Raw genomic sequence first — 16,762 nt, 5'->3', positions numbered from 1 at the left:
CTATCTATATCTCCGGGGCCCCCACGGTACCCGCGCCGGCGGCGGGCCCCCCCCCCCCCCCCGCCCCCCGGGCCCCCCCCCCCGCCGGCCCCCCCCCCCCCCCCCCCCGCGTCCGTGCAGGCCGGGGCTGCGCTTGCCGATCTGCCGCAGCGCCCAGCTCGCCCCCTTCCGGACCACCGGGCGGTCGTCGTCGGCCCGCTCGGCGACCGCGCGGAGGAACGGCTCGAACCGCTCGTCGCCGGCCCGCTTGTCCGCCACGGCGAGCCCGGCCATGACGGCGAACCCGGCGCGCTTGACGAACGGCTCGGCGCGCCCGCTCCACGCCAGCGCGGTCTCCCAGGCGGACGGGGTGTGCCGCACGAGGTTCTGGCAGACCTGGTCGCACAGGTCCCACGAGTCGAACGCGGCCGCCCACGCGTCGAGCTGCGCGGCGTCCACCGCGGCCGGGTCCTCGACCATGCTCGCCAGGATCCGTGCCTCGTGGACGCCGGAGCCCCACAGCCCCGCGGCCAGCGCGTGGTCGCGGCCCAGCTCGCGTGCCAGCGTCCGGAGCTCGGCGACCGTGACGCCCAAGGGCTGCGCGCCGCCGATGCCGTACCGCGCCATGCCCGCCAGCCGCGACGGGTCGGCCAGCTCCCGCAGCCGGCCGAGCACCTCCGCGGGGTCGGCCACTACCGGGTCAGGACGACGGGCAGCTCGGCCAGGCCGCGGATGACGAACTCCGGACGGCGCCGCGCCGGGCGGGCGAGCTGCAGGTCGGTGGTGCGGCCCAGCAGCGCGCCGAAGGAGGCCTGCAGCTCCACGCGGGCCAGCGGCGCCCCGATGCAGAAGTGCACGCCCGCGCCGAAGGAGACGTGCGGGTTGTCGGTGCGGCCGACGTCGAGGGTGTCGGGGTCGGCGAAGACCGCGGGGTCGCGGTTGGCGGCGCCGAGCAGCGCGGCGATCTTCTGCCCTTCCCGCACGGTCACGCCGCCGACCTCGACGTCGGCGGTCGCGGTGCGCTCGAACAGCTGCAGCGGCGAGTCGAAGCGCATGAGCTCCTCGATCGCCGTCGGCAGGAGCGCCGGGTCGGCCCGCAGCCGCGCCAGCTGGCCGGGGTGCTCGAGCAGCGCGAGCAGGCCGTTGCCGCTGACGTTGACCGTGGCCTCGTGCCCGGCGTTGAGCAGCAGGATGCAGGTGGTGACCAGCTCGTCCTCGGTGAGCCGGTCGCCGTCCGCGTCGCGCACGGTGACCAGGTGGGAGAGCAGGTCCTCGCCGGGCGCGCGGCGACGCTCCGCGGCCAGCCCCCGCAGGTAGGCGACGAACTCCGCGGCGGCGCGCTCGGCGGCGTCCTCGACCGCCGTCGTCCGGCCGTACTCGTACATCTTCACGATCGCGTTGGACCACGGCCGCAGCAGCGGCCGGTCGGCGGCCGGGACGCCGAGCAGCTCGGCGATGACCGCCACCGGCAGCTCCTCGGCCATCCCCGAGAGGACGTCGACCGGCTCTCCGCCGCCCGAGCGCTCGACCAGCCCGTCGACCAGCTCGCCGGCCAGCTGCTCGACCCACGGGCGCAGCCGCTCGACGTGCCCGCGGGCGAAGGCCGCGCTGACCAGCCGGCGCAGCCGGGTGTGGTCCGGCGGCTCCATCTCGAGGATGGCGTTGCGGTGGATGAGGTTGAACTGCCCGAACCGCTCGACGGGCTCCCGGTCCCGCCAGATGCGCCCCAGCCGGCGGTCGCGCAGCACGGCGTTGCTCTCGGCGTGGGTGAACGCCAGCCACAGCCGGAGCCCCTCGTGCCACTGGACCGGGGCGACGGCGCGGGCGGCGGCGAAGGCGGGGTAGGGGTCGGCGACCACGGCCGCGTCGGTGAGGTCGAGCGGTGCCGCCACGGAGGTCACGGCCCCGAGCCTATGGCCCGCGGGACCCCGCTCCGGCCCCACATACCCTGGGCCGCATGGCCCGTTCCACGACCCGCCGCCGTCCCGCCCCCGCCGCCGTCGAGGGTGAGATCAACCCGAAGGCCCCGTGCCCGTGCGGCTCGGGCCGCCGGTACAAGCACTGCCACGGCTCGGGCTACGCGCCCCCGGTGACCCGTCCCTTCGAGGGCCTGCCCGGCGAGCCGGACTGGGTCGCGCTGCGCGAGCTGGTGCCCGCCGCCACCGCGCCGCTGAAGACCGCCGACGGCCGCGACGTCACCCTCGCCAGCGTGCTGCCCGGCGGCGCCCCGGCGCTGGTCCGCAGCAACGGCGAGATCCTGCTCGGCGTCCAGCTGCAGGCCTCCTCCGACGACGTCAGCAGGGACATCGGCACCGCGCTCGCCGCCGCGCTGGACTCGCCGGCCGGGGCGCCGGTCGACCCGGGTCCGATCGGCGCCGCCGGCTCGTCCGGGCCGCGGCTGCAGGAGCTGCTGGACCTCACCGCGCCGCTCGAGGTCACCGTGCACCCCGACTTCGGCTTCTGGCTGGAGGGCACCGACCCCAACCCCGCCGCGCAGGCCGGTCTGGAGCGGGCCAACGAGGCGGTGCTGCCGACCGAGCGGCTGGAGGGCCTGGGTGCCGCCTACTGGGTGCGGCCGGGCAACGAGCGGGCGCACCTGCGCTGGGTGCGGCCGGAGGCCGAGGAGCCGCTGCTCGACGCGCTGGCCCGGCTCTCGGCGTCCGAGCAGCTGCTGCTGGGCGAGGGCACCCGGTACGCCGGCGCCTTCCGCGCGCACGGGCTCGTCGTCCCGGTCTGGGACCTGCCGGCCGACACCCCCGCGCAGGAGTGGGCCGGCCCCGCGGCCGGGTTCGCCACCCGCCTCGAGCAGGCGCTGGCCGAGACCGGCCCGCTGACCAGCGACGAGCGCCGCGCCCGCGCCGGCCTGCTCTCCCGCCAGATCACCCTGCGCTAGGCACCCGTACCCGGCGCGCTCGTGCTCCGCCCCCAGCTGGGGCAGAGCACGAGCTCACGGGAGGACCTGGAGCGGGTCGCGCCGGACCGGGCAGGACATGCACCGCGGGCCGCCGCGGCCGCTGCCGAGCTCCGAGCCCGCGATCCGCACCACCTCGATGCCGGCCGCCTCGAGCGCCGCGTTGGTGACGGTGTTGCGCTCGTACGCCACCGCCAGCCGCGGGGCGAGGGCGAGGGTGTTGTTGCCGTCGTCCCACTGCTCGCGCTCGGCGGTGACCGGGTCCAGGCCGGTGTCGATCACCCGCAGCCGGTCGATGCCCATCGCCTCGGCCGCGGCGACGACGAACGGGGCGGGGCCGCGGACGACGAGGTCGGTGGTGTCGCCGTCGTCGGGCGGGGTGTCGGCGGTGACCGTCCAGGCGACGAGGGTGTCCGCGACCGCGGGGTACATGACCATCGCGTCGACGTCGACCATCGTGGCGATCGTGTCCAGGTGCATGGTCGCCCGCTCCTGGGCGATCGGGACGACGAGCACCGTGTGCGCCAGCCCGCGCGCGAACACCCGGCGGGCCAGCCGCTCGGCGCCGCCCGGCGTGGTCCGCTCGCCCACGCCGACGGCCACCACGCCGGGGGCCAGCAGCAGGACGTCGCCGCCCTCGAGGTGCTCGAGCGAGGAGTCGTAGAGCTGCTCGGCGCCGGCGAAGCGCGGGTGGTACGTGGCGATGGCCCGGAGGATCGTGCTCTCCCGGTGCCGGGCGGGCATCGCCAGCGACGTGATGGCCACCTGGTCGCCGACCCACACCGACGAGTCCCGGGTGAACAGCAGGTTGGGCAGCGGCGGGACGACGAAGTCGTGCCGGTCCATGAGCTCGTAGGCCAGGCCCCGCCCGCCGCGCAGCTCGTGGTGCGCCAGCCCCGCCATGAGCGCGCCGGCCAGGTCCTCGGCCGCCAGGCCCGACAGGTGGTCGACGGCGGTGCGCTGGAGGGTGGCGCCCAGGCGCGGGTCGTCGACGGCGGCGGCCACCAGCTCCTCGCGCGCCGTCGGGTCGTCCAGCACCCCGGTCAGCAGCCGGTCCAGGTACAGCACCTCGACGCCGCGGTCGGTGAGGGCGGCGGCGAACGCGTCGTGCTCCTCCTGCGCGCGGGCCACCCACGGGACGCCGTCGAAGAGCAGCTGGTCGTTGTTGCGCGGCGTGAGCCGGCGCAGCTCGGCGCCCGGCCGGTGCAGGACCACCGTCCGCAGGGGGCCGACCTCGCTGGTCACGCCGAGGGGAGGACGGGGGGCCGCGGTGGTCACGGGGGGAGAGGCTGGCACAGTGGCCGGGCCGGCGCACGGCACCCCCACAGGAGGAGGCACCGCGTGGACCTGTTCGACCTCACCGGGAAGGTCGCCGTCGTCACCGGCGGCACCCGCGGCATCGGCCTGATGATGGCGCGCGGCCTGCTGCAGGCCGGGGCGTCGGTGTACGTCAGCTCGCGCAAGCCCGAGGCCGGCGAGCAGGCGGTGGCGGAGCTGTCGGAGTTCGGCCGCGTCGAGTCGATCCCCGCCGACATCAGCACCGAGGCCGAGTGCGTCCGGCTGGCCGAGGAGGTCGGCCGCCGCGAGGAGCGGGTGCACGTGCTGGTCAACAACGCCGGCGCCACCTGGGGCGAGCCGTTCGAGACCTTCCCCGCCTCGGCGTGGGACAAGGTCCTCGACCTCAACGTCAAGGCGCCGTTCTTCCTGACCCGGGCGATGCTGCCGCTGCTCGAGGCCGCGGCCACCGACGACGACCCCGCCCGCGTGGTCAACGTCGGCAGCATCGACGGGCTGCAGGTGCCGGTCCTTCCGACCTACTCGTACTCCTCCAGCAAGGCCGCGGTGCACCAGCTCACCCGGCACCTGGCCAAGGAGCTCGGGCCGAGGCGGATCACGGTCAACGCCGTCGCGCCGGGGCCGTTCGAGTCGAAGATGATGGCCGCCACCCTGGCCGCCCGCGGCGACGAGATCGCCGCCAGCTCGCCCCTGGGGCGCATCGGCCGCCCCGACGACATGGCCGGCGTCGTCGTCTACCTGTCCAGCCGGGCCGGGGCGTACGTGACCGGCGCCGTCATCCCCGTCGACGGCGGCCGGGCGACGACGCGCTGAGTCAGGCCGAGCGCGGCGCCGGCCGGTCGGACCGCCGGCGCCGCGGCGGCCGGTGCGCCTGCTCGGCGGGCACCCGCTCGAGGTGGGACTCGGCCAGCGCCACCTGGTGCGGGGAGCCGACCTTCCGGCCCTGCTCGCGGGCGCCGGTCCACCAGTCGCGGGCGGCCACGGTGTCGCCGGTGCGCTCGGCGATCCGGCCCAGCAACTCGTCGTAGGCGCCCAGGCTGAACGCCGGCGTGCCCAGCACCGCCTGCCGCCCGCGGAACGGCAGCAGCTGCACGGTGGCCATGGTCAGCTCCGGCTCGTCGCCCAGGTGCAGCGCCGCCTCGGCCTGCAGCAGCACCGCGACGTCGCTGGCCCAGTCGCGGATCTGGGTGCGGCCCCAGCGGGCGCGCAGCCGCCGGGCCACCGCGAGGTCGCCGGACTCGGCGGCGGCCACCACCGCCATGAGCTGCAGCAGCGGGTTGCCCTCGTCGCCGGTCTCCACCAGCAGGTCGATCGCCTCGGACAGCCGGTGGTCGCCGCGGCGCAGCGCGAACAGGTGCGCGGCGTAGGCGTGCCGCGAGTGCGGCGTCACCCGGCGGTACAGCTCGTGCGCCTCGGTGGTCAGCTCCTCGGCGCGGGCGGCGTCCCCGGCCAGCCAGGCCGCACCGGCCGCCTGCCACAGCACGTGCGGGCGCACCTCCGGGCCCGACAGCGAGAACGCCAGCCGCCGCCCGGCCTCCAGGTCGGCCTCGAAGCCGGCACGGTCGGTGAGGTGCAGCCGGATCGCCGCGCGGTGCAGCCGGGCGTAGAACTCGGTGCGCCGCGGCAGTCCGCGTCCGGCCAGGGCCAGCGCCTCGTCGGTCGCGGCCAGCCGCAGCTCGGCGGCGCCGGGCCGGCCCCACACCGCGAGCGAGTAGTTGTTCAGCGTCCGGCCCAGCAGCTCCGGGTCGCCGACGCCGCGGGCCAGCGCCACCGCCCGCTCGGCGTACCGCACGCCGCGCTGCAGGTCCTCGCTGAAGGCCAGCTCGACGCCGAGGGTGCCCAGCAGCCGCGCGGTCAGCCGGTCCCGCTCGGCCTCGGTCGCGTCCGGGGCGATCTCGTCGCGGTGCTCGAGCAGGTTCTCCAGCAGGGCGACCATCTCGGCGTCGACGACGCCGTGCGGCCGCCAGTTCCACAGCGTGACCTCGCCCCAGACCGCGGCCGACTCCAGCTGGCAGCGCGGGTCGCCGAGCTCGCGGGCCAGCGCGATCGCCTCGCCGACGACCTGGTGGGCCTCGGTGCGCTCGCCGCTGCGCAGCAGGTCGTTGCCCAGCGCGGTGAGCAGGTCGTGCCGGGTGCGGACCGCGCCGGGCTGCGCCGGGTCGACCAACCGCAGCGCGCGGCGGGTGTGCACCGCGGCCTCGCCGTCGGCCAGGCGGGCCCGGGCGTTGGCCGCCGCGGTGGTCGACCAGCGCAGCCCGGGGGCGGGGCCGGCCACCGGCGCGGCCTCGACGAAGTGGTGCGCCAGCCGCTCGACCACGGCGTCGTCGGGGCGGCTGCCGGCCACCTGCCGCTCCAGCGCCTCGCCGAGCCGGGCGTGCAGCCGGGCCCGGCGCAGCGCGGGGAGGTCGTCGGCGAGGACCTCCTGCACCAGCGCGTGGGTGAACCGCCAGCTCCACGGGGTGCCGCCCTCGACGACCAGGCCGGCGGCGACCGCCGCGTCCAGCGCCGCCAGCGCGGCCTCGGCCGGCTCCCCGGCGGCCTCGAGCAGGTCGAGGGTCACCTCGCGGCCGGCGACGGCGGCGAGCTCCAGCACCGGGCGCACGCCGTCGGGCAGCCGGGCCAGGCGGGTCCGCAGCACCTCGCCCACCGACGGCGGCACCGGCACCGCGTGCAGGTCGCGGCCGCCGCGCATCCAGCGGGACAGCTCGACGACGAAGAACGGGTTGCCCGCCGTGCGGTCGTGCACCGTGGCGGCCAGGCCCGGGTCGCCGGCCGAGCCCAGCTGTGCGGCGAGCAGCGAGCCGACGTCCTCGGCGTCCAGGCCCTGCAGGGTGATCGTGGTGGCGGCCGGCTCGCGGGCCAGCCGGGCCAGGCAGTCCGCGACCGCCTCGGGCAGGTCCTCGCCGACGCTGCGCACGGTGACGACGACCAGCAGCGGCACCCGCGGCAGGTGCCGGGCCAGCAGGGTCAGCAGCTGCACCGACGTCGTGTCGGCGCCCTGCAGGTCGTCGAGGACCACCATCACCGGCCGCTGCCGGGCGGCGGCGGTGAGCCGGCCGCGCAACTCCTGGAACAGCCGGAACCGGGCGGCGTCGGCGTCGTCGCCGTCGTCCCCGGCCGGCGCGGGCGGCTCCTGGCCCAGCTGCTCGAGCGCCTGCGTCCACGGCCACAGCGCCGGCGCGCCGGCGTCGTCGGCGCAGCGGCTCTCGGCGACCGCCCACCCCGCGGCCCGGATCGTGTCCGCGACGGCCTCGGCCAGCCGGGTCTTGCCGATGCCGGCCTCGCCGGCCAGCACGACGACGGCGGGCCGCCCCGCGGCGACCTGCTCGGCGGCCGCTCGCAGCCGGGCCAGCTCGGCGCGGCGGCCGACCAGCGTCTCGTCGCCGGGGACGGCCAGGGCGGTGGTCGCCGGCGGCGGGACCACCGACAGCACCGGCCGGGGCACCCGCGAGGTCAGCTTCGGGTCCTGCCGGAGCACCGCCCGCTCGAGGTCGCGCAGCTCGGGGCCGGGGTCGATGCCCAGCTCGTCGCGCAGCAGCTCGGTGCAGCGGCGCAGCGCGTCGAGGGCGTCGGCCTGCCGGTCGGCGGCGTAGAGGGCGGTGACCAGGCGGGCCCACAGCCGCTCGCGCAGCGGGTGCTCGGCGACCAGGCGCTGCAGGTCGGCGACGGCCGCGTCGGCGCGGCCGGTGGCCAGCAGCGCGTCGCAGCGGCGCTCGCGGGCGCGCACGTGCAGCTCGGTGAGGCGCAGCCGGTCGGTGGCCGCGCCGGGCCCGTCGCCCAGCTCGGCCAGCGGCTCGCCCCGCCACAGCTCCAGCGCGCGGTCCAGCGCGGCGACCCCGCCGGCGGGGTCGCCGGCCTCGACGGCGCGGTCGCCCTCCTCGACCAGCCGGGCGAAGCGCAGGCTGTCGAGGTCCTCGGCGCCGACCTGCACCAGGTAGCCCGGTGCGCGGGTGAGCAGGACCTTCGGCGCCTCGCGCGGCCCGCGCTCGGGCTCGAGCACCCGGCGCAGGTGCGAGACGTAGGCCTGCAGGGTCCCGGTGACCGTGGGCGGCGGCTCGTCGCCCCACAGCGTGGTGACGATGCGGTCGATCGGGACGACCCGGCCGGCCTCGGCCAGCAGCAGGGTCAGCAGCGCGCGGGGCTTGGCGCCGCCGACGTCGACCGGGCGGTCGTCGGGACCGGTGACCTCGAGGGGACCGAGGACGCGGAACCGCACGGTCGGGCATCGTGACAGGTCGCGGGCGGTCTGGGGAGGGGTCCGTGCGCCTCAAGTGGGGCGCAAGTGGCGGCCAAGGCGCGGCGGCCACGGTCGTCCCCGGCCATCCCCCTGCCCCCGAGGACCCGACATGAGCCTGACCGAGACCCCCGCCTCCGCCCCGCTCCCGCGCACGCCGCTCGACGACGCCGTCCCCGCCGCCCTCGACCCCGCCGCCGTCGCGGACCTGCGCGGGCGGGTCCACGGGCCGGTCTACGTCGCCGGCGACGACGGCATGGCGGCCGAGGTCGCGGCCTGGAACCTGGCCGTCACCCACACGCCCGCCGTCGCAGTGGGCGCCACCTGCGCCGCCGACGTCGCCGCCGCCGTCTCCTTCGCCGCCGTGCACGGCCTGCCGGTCGCCGTCCAGGCCACCGGCCACGGCCCGGTCCGCAACGCCGACGGCGCGCTGATGATCACCACCCGCCGGATGCAGGGCGTCGCCGTCGACCCGGCCCGCCGCACCGCGCGGGTCGAGGCGGGCGTCAAGTGGCAGAAGGTCGTGGCGGCCGCCGCCGAGCACGGGCTGACCGGGCTGTGCGGCTCGTCGTCCGACGTCGGGGTGGTCGGCTACACCCTCGGCGGGGGGCACGGGTCGCTCGGCCGCAAGCACGGGTTCGCCGCCGACGCCGTCGTGAGCGTGGAGATGGTCACCGCCGACGGCGTGCTGCGCACCGTCTGCGCCGAGACCGAGCCCGAGCTGTTCTGGGCGGTGCGCGGCGGCAAGGGCAACTTCGGCGTCGTCACCGCGCTGGAGTTCGAGCTGTTCCCCGTGCCCGCGCTGGTCGCCGGCGGCCTGTTCTTCGCCGGCCGGGACGCCGCCGCGGTGCTGCACGCCTACCGCGCCTGGGCGCCGACGCTGCCCGAGGAGGTCGGCACCTCCGTCGCCGTGCTGCGGCTGCCGCCGCTGGAGGAGCTGCCGCCGCCGCTGCGCGGGCAGACCGTCGTCCACCTGCGCTACGTCTACGCCGGCGAGGACCCCGCGCTCGGGACCGCGCTGCTCGCGCCGATGGAGGCCGCGGGCGAGGTGCTGCTCGGCGGCGTCGGGCCGATGCCGCCGACGGCGCTGGACGCGGTGCACATGGACCCGACCGACCCGATGCCCGGCTGGGAGAAGGGGATGCTGCTCGCCGAGCTCACCGAGGAGACCGTGGACGCGTTCCTCGCCGTCGCCGGCCCCGACGTGCAGGTGCCGCTGGTGATGGCCGAGATCCGCCAGCTGGGCGGTGCGCTGGCCCGCCCGGCGCGGGTCCCCGACGCCGTCCCGGGGCGCGGCGCCGCCTGGTCGGTGTTCGTGATCGGCCCGATGGTCCCGGAGCTGGCCGAGGTGGTGCCCGCGGTCGGCCGCGGCGTGCTGGCCGCGCTGGCGCCGTGGGCCGCACCCGGCGGGATGGTCAACTTCCTCGGCGACGTCAGCGGCCCCGAGGAGGTCCTCGCCGCGTGGGACCCGGCCTCGGCGGAGCGGCTGCTGGCCGTCAAGCAGGCGGTCGACCCCGACGACGTCTTCTCCACCGGGTACGCGCTGCGGGCCCGCCGTGGCTGAGTCCGTGACCGCCGTCCGCCCACCCCGTCCGCCCGCGTGGCTGCGTCGGCGCATGGGCATCCCCCCGGCCGTGCCCCCGCCGGGCTGGACCCCGCCGCCGCGCTAGCCGGGCAGGCCGCGTCAGTCGGGCAGGAGGACGCCGGGGTTGCAGATGCCCTGCGGGTCCAGCCGGGCCTTGACCGCGCGCAGCACCTCGACGCCGAGCGGGCCGACCTCGCGCTCCAGCCAGGGGCGGTGGTCGGCGCCGACGGCGTGGTGGTGGGTGAGCGTGCCGCCCGCGGCCAGCAGCGCCTCGGTGGCCGCCCGCTTGGCGGTGAGCCACTGCTGCAGCGGCAGGTCGTCGTCGCGGTCGGCGAGCACGGTGACGTACAGCGAGGCGCCCGTGGCGTAGCCGTGGGACACGTGCGTCATCAGCAGCGGCTGCTTGCCGGGACGGCCCAGGGAGCGCTGCAGCGCGGTGCGGACGGCGTCGTAGACGGCCGGCAGCGCGGTCCAGGTGGCCGCCGTCTCCAGCGTCTCGACCAGCAGGCCGGCGTCCATGAGCCGGTCGCGCAGGTAGGGGGCGGCGAACCGGTGCCTCCGCCACGACTCGCCCACCCGGCGGCCGACCCGCCCCGCGCCGTGCTCGCGCAGCACCGGGAGCACCGCCCGGCGGCGGGCCCGCACCACCTGCGGCAGGCCCTCCCAGCCGACGACGAGGAGGCAGCCGTCGCCGCGGCGACGGGCCCGCAGGGTGCCGCGCAGCAGCCGGGCGCCGGCGCCGCCGGCGTTGAGCAGGTTCGCGCGGGTCTCGTCGGGGTCGGAGAGCCGGACGACGTCGGGCAGCAGGTCGTGCCGCGCCAGCCGCTGCAGCCCGGCGAGCCCGTCGGCCCAGGTGCGGAACGACCAGCCCTCGTACACGCGGGACCGCGGCGCCGGGCGCACCCGCAGCCGCAGCTCGGTGATGATCCCGAGCGCGCCCTCGGAGCCCAGCGCCAGCCCGAGCAGGTCGGGGCCGGCCGCCGACGCCGGCGGGTGGCCGAGTTCCAGCACCCCCGACGGCGTGGCCAGGGTCAGGCCCGCGACGAGGTCGTCGAAGCGGCCCACGCCGGTCGAGGACTGCCCGGCCGAGCGGGTCGCCGCGTAGCCGCCGAGCGTGGCGTACTCCCAGCTCTGCGGCAGGTGGCCGAGGCTCAGCCCCCGCTCGCCGAGCGCCTCCTCCAGCGCCGGGCCGCGCATGCCGGGGCCGACGGTGACCAGCGACGAGGCGACGTCGACGTCGGTGAGCGCCGCCATCCGGGACAGGTCGACCGACAGCGAGGGCCGGTCGTCCGGGTCCAGGCCCGACAGCCCGCCGACCACGCTGGTGCCCCCGCCGAACGGGACGACGACGACCCCGTGGTCGGCGCACAGCTCCAGCAGCGCCGCGGTCTCGTGGGTGCTGCCGGGCAGGACGACGGCGTCGGGCGCGTCGGAGGCGTCGCCCTCCCGCCGGCGCAGCAGGTCCAGGTAGCTCTTGCCGCCGGCCCGGCGCAGTCGTGCCTCCCGGTCGGTGCGCACGTGCCCGGCGCCGAGGAGGGCGACCAGCGCGTCGTGCACGTCGGCCGGCAGCCGCGAGGGCGCCAGCCGGATGTCGGCGACGGCGACCGGCGGGGTCGGCCGCGGCTCCCAGCCCAGCTCCCGCGCCAGGTGGCGGCGGGCGGCCTTGGGCAGCGCGCTGGCGAGGTCGGGGTCACGGGTGAGCTCGAGGGAGCCCTCCGCCGCGTCCCCCGGCTCGGCCACCGCGGCCACGCGGGAGCTGCCGGGCCCCCATCCCTGGACGGTCAGTTCCGGCTGCTCGGGCACGGCTACAGTCTGCCGGTGCTCCGACCGGGACCCCGCACGTGACCGGCGGGCCCGACCTCACACCCGAGCGTCGTGCGGCCGACCTCGAGGCCCTGGCCGGCGGTGTCGACGTCGTCGTGGTGGGCGGGGGCGTGACCGGCGCCGGGGTGGCCCTCGACGCCGCCGCCCGCGGGCTGTCCGTGGCGCTGCTGGAGCGCACCGACCTCGCCGCCGGCACCAGCCGGTGGTCGAGCAAGCTCGTGCACGGCGGCCTGCGCTACCTGGCGCACGGCGAGGTCGGCCTGGCCCGGGAGAGCGCCCGCGAGCGCGCCGTCCTCATGCGCACCACCGCGCCGCACCTGGTCCGGGCGCTGCCGTTCCTGGTGCCCGACGCGGCCGGCCGCGACGTGAGCGCCGTCGGTGCACTGGGCGGCCGGCTCGGGGACGCGGTGCGCCGGTCGGTGCACGGCGGGCGCGGCTCGCTGCCCGGCACCCGCCGCGTCGGCGCCGCGGAGGTGGCGCGACTGGCGCCCGCGGTGCGTCCCGGCCGCGGCGGCGCGGTGTTCTGGGACGGCCAGCTCGCCGACGACGCCCGGCTCGTCGTCGCCCTGGCCCGCACCGCCGCCGCGCACGGCGCCCGGGTGCTCACCGGTGCGCGGGTGACCGGCGTCGACGGGGCCGAGGTGGCGGTGGAGGCCGACGGCGCGGTGCTGACCGTGCGGGCGGGCGCGGTGGTCAACGCGACCGGCGTGTGGGCGCAGGCGCTCGCGCCCGCGATCCGGCTGGCGCCCTCGCGCGGCTCGCACCTCGTCGTCCGCGCCGACCGGCTCGGCGACCCGGTCGCGGCGCTCACCGTGCCGCTGCCCGGCTCGCGCTCGCGGTACGTGTTCGCGCTGCCGCAGCCGGGCGGGCTGGTGTACCTGGGGCTCACCGACGAGCCGGTGCCCGGGCCGGTCCCGGACGACGACCCGGTGCCGGCCGACGCCGAGGTGCGGCAGCTGCTCGACACGGTGAACCGGGTGCTGGCCGTGCCGCTGACCGGCGCGGACGTCGTCGGCTCCTACGCCGGGCTGCGGCCGCTGGTGCTGCCGGGGTCGGCCGGCGCGGGGCCGGGCGACGCGACCGCGGACCTGTCCCGGCGGCACCTGCTGCGGTGGGACGGACCGGTCCTGTCGGTCGTCGGCGGGAAGCTGACCACCTACCGGGCGATGGCCGCCGAGGCCGTGGACGCCGTCGTCGCGCGGCTGGGCCGGGGCGCGCGCCGCTCGCCGACCGCCCGGCTGCCGCTGGTCGGGGCGGCGTCCCCGGCCGAGCTGGCGCGGGTGCCCGCCCCGGCGCGGCTGGTCGCCCGGTACGGCACCGAGGCGCCGCGGGTGGTCGCACTGGGGGCCGGGCCGGTGGTCGAGGGCCGGGCGGAGACGGTGGGGGAGCTGCGGTTCGGCGCGCTGGCCGAGGGCGCGCGCACGGTGTCCGACCTGCTCGACCGGCGGGTGCGGCTGGGGTTGGTCCCGGCCGACCGGGAGCGCGCGGTCGCGGCTGCGGAGGCCGTCCTCGAGGAGGTGTGACGGCCCGGGATCGCGCGGGCAGCCGCCGGGCGGTAGGACGGAGGGCGGGACGCCGGCCGGGTCCCGCCCTCCGAGACGGCGAGGACCCCTGTGAGCGCCCCGACCCTCGACGTCGACCCCTGGACGGTCCGCGAGCCGCACGTGGACACCCGGGCGCTCGACGTCGCCGAGTCCCTGTTCAGCCTGTCCAACGGCTACATCGGCGTACGGGGGACGCTCGACGAGGTCGAGCCCTTCGGCATGCGCGGCACCTACCTGTCCGGGGTGTACGAGACCCACCCGCTGTCCTATCCCGAGGGTGGCTACGGCCAGCCCGGGGAGGGGCAGGCGCTGCTCACCGTCGCCGACGGCACCCCGATCCGCCTCCTGGTCGACGGGATCCCGCTCGACGTGCGCGAGGTCCGGCCGGAGGTCCACGAGCGCACGCTGGACCTGCGTGCCGGGACGCTCGACCGGCGCGTGCGCTGGAGGACGCCGACGGGGACGACGGTGGAGGTGTGCTCCCGGCGGCTGGTCTCGCTGGCGGAGCGGGCGGTCTGCGCCGTCCGGTACGAGGTGCGCGCGCTGGACGGTCAGGCGCACGTCGTCGTGCGGTCCGAGCTGGCGAGTGGGTCGGTGACGCCCACGGGCGTGGACAACGACGACCCCCGCGTCAAGGACTGCCTCGACAACGCCTTCGAGCCGCGGGAGCACGGCTCGACGGGCAGCGGTGGCACCCTCGCGTCCCGGACGCGGCGGTCGGACATCACGGTCGCCGCCGCCGTCGAGCACGTGGTCGACGACGGGGCGCGGATCAGCACGGACGCCGACGAGCACCGGGTGGTCACCACCGTCGCCGCCCACCTGACCCCCGGCGCCACCCTCGGGATCACCAAGGTCGTCGCCCACACCTGGTCGCTCGACGCCTGGGCCGGCTCCCTCGTCGGCGAGGCGGCGGCGGCGGTGTCGTCCGCGCTCGACCTGGGGTGGGAGGGGCTGCTCGCCGCCCAGCGCGGCGTGCTCGACGAGTTCTGGGCGACCGCCGACGTCGAGGTCGACGGCGACCCCGAGCTGCAGCAGGCCCTGCGCTACAGCGTCTTCCAGCTGTTCTGCTCCGCCGCCTGCATCTCCGGCGCCCCCGTCGGGGCCAAGGGACTGACCGGCATGGGGTACAGCGGTCACACCTTCTGGGACGTCGAGGGGTTCGTGCTGCCCGCCCTGACCCTGCTGCGCCCGGACACGGCCGCGCGCCTGCTGCGGTGGCGGGCGGACACGATCGACGCCGCCCGCGAGCGGGCCCGGACGCTGGGTCGGGCGGGCGCGGCGTTCGCGTGGCGCACCATCAGCGGGCCCGAGGTGTCGGCGTACTGGCCGGCGAGCACGGCGGCGATGCACGTCAACGCCGACGTCGCCCGCGCCTTCTGGCTCTACGAGAACGCCACGGGCGCCGACCTCGACGACGTCGGCGGTCTGCCGGTGCTGGTCGAGACGGCGCGGCTGTGGACGTCGCTGGGGCACGAGGACGCGGCCGGTGCGTGGCACCTGTTCGGCATGACCGGTCCGGACGAGTACACCGGCGTCGTCGACGACAACGTCTTCACCAACCTCATGGCGCAGGCCAACCTGCGGCGCGCGGCCGACGCCTGCCGCAGGTACGAGGCGCGGGCCGCGGAGCTCGGCGTGGACCACACCGAGACCGCCGCCTGGCGGGCCGCGGCCGACGCCGTCCACGTGCCGTGGGACGAGGGCCTGGGCGTGCACCCCATGAACGCCCACTTCACGTCGTACGAGGAGTGGCCCTTCGAGGAGCAGTGCGACGCCTACCCGGTGCAGGAGCACAACCACTACGCCACGTTCTACCGGCGGCAGGTGCTCAAGCAGGCCGACCTCGTCTTGGCGCTGTGGTGGTGCCGCGACGCGTTCACCGACGAGCAGGTGGCACGCGACCTCGAGTACTACGAGGCGCGCACCGTGCGGGACTCCTCGCTGTCGGCCGCCGTGCAGGCGGTGGTGTGCGCACAGGCGCAGCACCCCGACCTCGCCCTGCGCTACCTGCGCGAGTGCGCGCTCGTGGACCTGCGCGACGTCCAGCAGGGGACGGCCCAGGGCCTGCACCTGGCCTCGGTGGCCGGGGCCTGGCTGGCGCTCGCCGCGGGCCTGGGGGGTCTGCGCGAGGACCACGGGGACCTCGAGATCGCGCCGCTGCTGCCCTCGTCGCTGTCCCGCACGGCGTGGCACGTCACCTGGCGCGGCAGCGTGCTCCGCGTCGAGACGACGCAGGAGGGCACCACGCTCACGGTGGTGCGCGGCGAGGGGCCGGTGACCGTCGTCGTCGACGGCACCGCGCAGTCGGTCACGACCACCCCGGTGCGCGTGCCGCTGCGCGCGCCCACCCCGCTGCTCGGCGAGCCGCGGCAGCCGGCCGGGCGCGAGCCGCGCAGCTGACGCCCCGTGCGGGCGCATCCCAATCAGTGAGATCGCCGTTCCGCTGTACGGGACGGGCGGAGCAGGATGCAGGCGTGGACACCTACACGCACGGGCACGCCGAACCGGTCCTGCAGTCGCACCGCTGGCGCACCGCGGAGAACTCCGCCGCGTACCTGCTGCCGCACCTGCGCCCCGGGCTCGACCTGCTCGACGTCGGGTGCGGGCCGGGCACCATCACCGTCGACCTCGCCCGCCGGGTCGCGCCCGGCCACGTGCTCGGCCTCGACGTCTCGGCCGACCCGCTCGACGAGGCCCGGGACCTCGCCGGGCGGGAGGGCGTCGCGGTGACCTTCGCCGTCGGCGACGTCTACGCCCTCGACCTGGCCGACGACTCGGTCGACGTCGTCCACGCCCACCAGGTGCTGCAGCACCTCACCGACCCGGTGGCGGCGCTGCGCGAGATGGCGCGGGTCTGCCGCCCCGGCGGGCTGCTCGCCGTCCGGGACGTGGACTACGCCGCCACCTGCTGGTTCCCCGCCGACGCCGGCCTGGACCGGTGGCTGGAGCTGTACCACGCGGTCGCCCGGGCCAACGGCGCCGAGCCCGACGCCGGCCGGCGGCTGCTGTCCTGGGCGCACGCGGCGGGGCTGCGTGACACCACCGCGACGACGGGTTCCTGGTGCTACGCCTCGCCGGCCGAGCGGGAGTGGTGGGGCCGCTCGTGGGCCGGCCGGGCGACGGCGTCGGCGTTCGCGGAGCAGGCGCTGGCGTACGGCCTGGCCACGCGGGACGAGCTCGAGGAGCTCGCCGCCGCGTGGCAGCGCTGGGCCGCCGCGGACGACGGCTGGCTCGCCATGCTGCACGGCGAGCTGCTCGTCCGGGTGTAGCCCCGCCCGTCCCGGGGGGGGGGGGGGGGGGGGGGGGGGGGGGGCGGGGGGGGGGGGGGGGGGGGGGGGGGGGGGGGTGTTGGGGGGGGGGGGGGTGGTCGCGGCGGGGGGGGGGGG

At 77.7% G+C, this 16,762-nt stretch carries 11 protein-coding genes; 6 read left to right on the top strand and 5 right to left on the bottom strand.

Annotated features, from left to right (window positions below; translation table 11 throughout):
• Both ACI796_RS22840 and ACI796_RS22835 read right to left on the bottom strand, forming a co-directional pair.
• Window positions 1-672: a DNA alkylation repair protein gene (locus ACI796_RS22840; RefSeq protein WP_456943507.1), complete on the bottom strand. Its 672-nt coding sequence runs from the start codon at window positions 670-672 to the stop codon at window positions 1-3.
• Window positions 672-1,880, bottom strand: coding sequence for a cytochrome P450 (locus ACI796_RS22835; protein WP_456943506.1), 1,209 nt, complete (start codon window positions 1,878-1,880; stop codon window positions 672-674). The genes ACI796_RS22840 and ACI796_RS22835 overlap by 1 nt, the downstream gene beginning before the upstream one ends.
• A 56-nt stretch (window positions 1,881-1,936) precedes the next feature.
• Here ACI796_RS22835 and ACI796_RS22830 point away from each other — a divergent pair, with 56 nt between their 5' ends.
• Window positions 1,937-2,872 carry a DUF5926 family protein gene (locus ACI796_RS22830; RefSeq protein ID WP_456943505.1) on the top strand — a complete coding sequence of 312 codons (936 nt, stop codon included), beginning with the start codon at window positions 1,937-1,939 and terminating at the stop codon, window positions 2,870-2,872.
• Between the two features lie 54 nt (window positions 2,873-2,926).
• On the opposite strand, the gene ACI796_RS22825 is transcribed toward ACI796_RS22830, so the two are convergent.
• On the bottom strand, window positions 2,927-4,168 hold the full coding sequence (locus ACI796_RS22825; RefSeq protein ID WP_456943504.1) for an arginine deiminase: 1,242 nt from the start codon (window positions 4,166-4,168) through the stop codon (window positions 2,927-2,929).
• A gap of 63 nt (window positions 4,169-4,231) precedes the next feature.
• Here ACI796_RS22825 and ACI796_RS22820 point away from each other — a divergent pair, with 63 nt between their 5' ends.
• The gene (locus ACI796_RS22820) at window positions 4,232-4,999 is read left to right on the top strand and encodes an SDR family oxidoreductase (RefSeq protein ID WP_456943503.1); all 768 of its coding nucleotides are present in this window, start codon (window positions 4,232-4,234) and stop codon (window positions 4,997-4,999) included.
• Between the two features lies 1 nt (window position 5,000).
• Here ACI796_RS22820 and ACI796_RS22815 read toward each other — a convergent pair whose 3' ends face one another.
• Window positions 5,001-8,402, bottom strand: coding sequence for a BTAD domain-containing putative transcriptional regulator (locus ACI796_RS22815; protein WP_456943502.1), 3,402 nt, complete (start codon window positions 8,400-8,402; stop codon window positions 5,001-5,003).
• Between the two features lie 130 nt (window positions 8,403-8,532).
• Here ACI796_RS22815 and ACI796_RS22810 point away from each other — a divergent pair, with 130 nt between their 5' ends.
• Window positions 8,533-9,984 carry an FAD-binding oxidoreductase gene (locus tag ACI796_RS22810; RefSeq protein WP_456943501.1) on the top strand — a complete coding sequence of 484 codons (1,452 nt, stop codon included), beginning with the start codon at window positions 8,533-8,535 and terminating at the stop codon, window positions 9,982-9,984.
• Between the two features lie 120 nt (window positions 9,985-10,104).
• Here ACI796_RS22810 and ACI796_RS22805 read toward each other — a convergent pair whose 3' ends face one another.
• Complete coding sequence (locus ACI796_RS22805) at window positions 10,105-11,808, bottom strand: FAD-binding oxidoreductase (RefSeq protein ID WP_456943500.1); 1,704 nt, start codon at window positions 11,806-11,808, stop codon at window positions 10,105-10,107.
• 38 nt (window positions 11,809-11,846) lie between these two features.
• On the opposite strand from ACI796_RS22805, the gene ACI796_RS22800 reads away from it, so the two are divergent.
• From ACI796_RS22800 to ACI796_RS22790, 3 genes are all read left to right on the top strand, one after another.
• Window positions 11,847-13,352 carry a glycerol-3-phosphate dehydrogenase/oxidase gene (locus ACI796_RS22800; RefSeq protein ID WP_456943499.1) on the top strand — a complete coding sequence of 502 codons (1,506 nt, stop codon included), beginning with the start codon at window positions 11,847-11,849 and terminating at the stop codon, window positions 13,350-13,352.
• A 90-nt stretch (window positions 13,353-13,442) separates the two neighbouring features.
• Complete coding sequence (locus tag ACI796_RS22795; protein WP_456943498.1) at window positions 13,443-15,776, top strand: glycoside hydrolase family 65 protein; 2,334 nt, start codon at window positions 13,443-13,445, stop codon at window positions 15,774-15,776.
• 74 nt (window positions 15,777-15,850) lie between these two features.
• The gene (locus ACI796_RS22790; RefSeq protein ID WP_456943497.1) at window positions 15,851-16,645 is read left to right on the top strand and encodes a class I SAM-dependent methyltransferase; all 795 of its coding nucleotides are present in this window, start codon (window positions 15,851-15,853) and stop codon (window positions 16,643-16,645) included.
• The last annotated feature ends 117 nt before the right edge of the window (window positions 16,646-16,762 follow it).

Source organism: Geodermatophilus sp. SYSU D00525 (genome assembly GCF_054050475.1).
The sequence above is the reverse complement of the archived record's forward strand: the minus strand, read 5'-3'. Positions and strand labels throughout refer to the sequence as shown.

Bases quoted from the DNA above. Each gene is read 5' to 3' on its own strand.
- ACI796_RS22830 (WP_456943505.1), top strand. From the start codon at position 1,937: ATGGCCCGTTCCACGACCCGCCGCCGTCCCGCCCCCGCCGCCGTCGAG.
- ACI796_RS22810 (WP_456943501.1), top strand. From the start codon at position 8,533: ATGAGCCTGACCGAGACCCCCGCCTCCGCCCCGCTCCCGCGCACGCCG.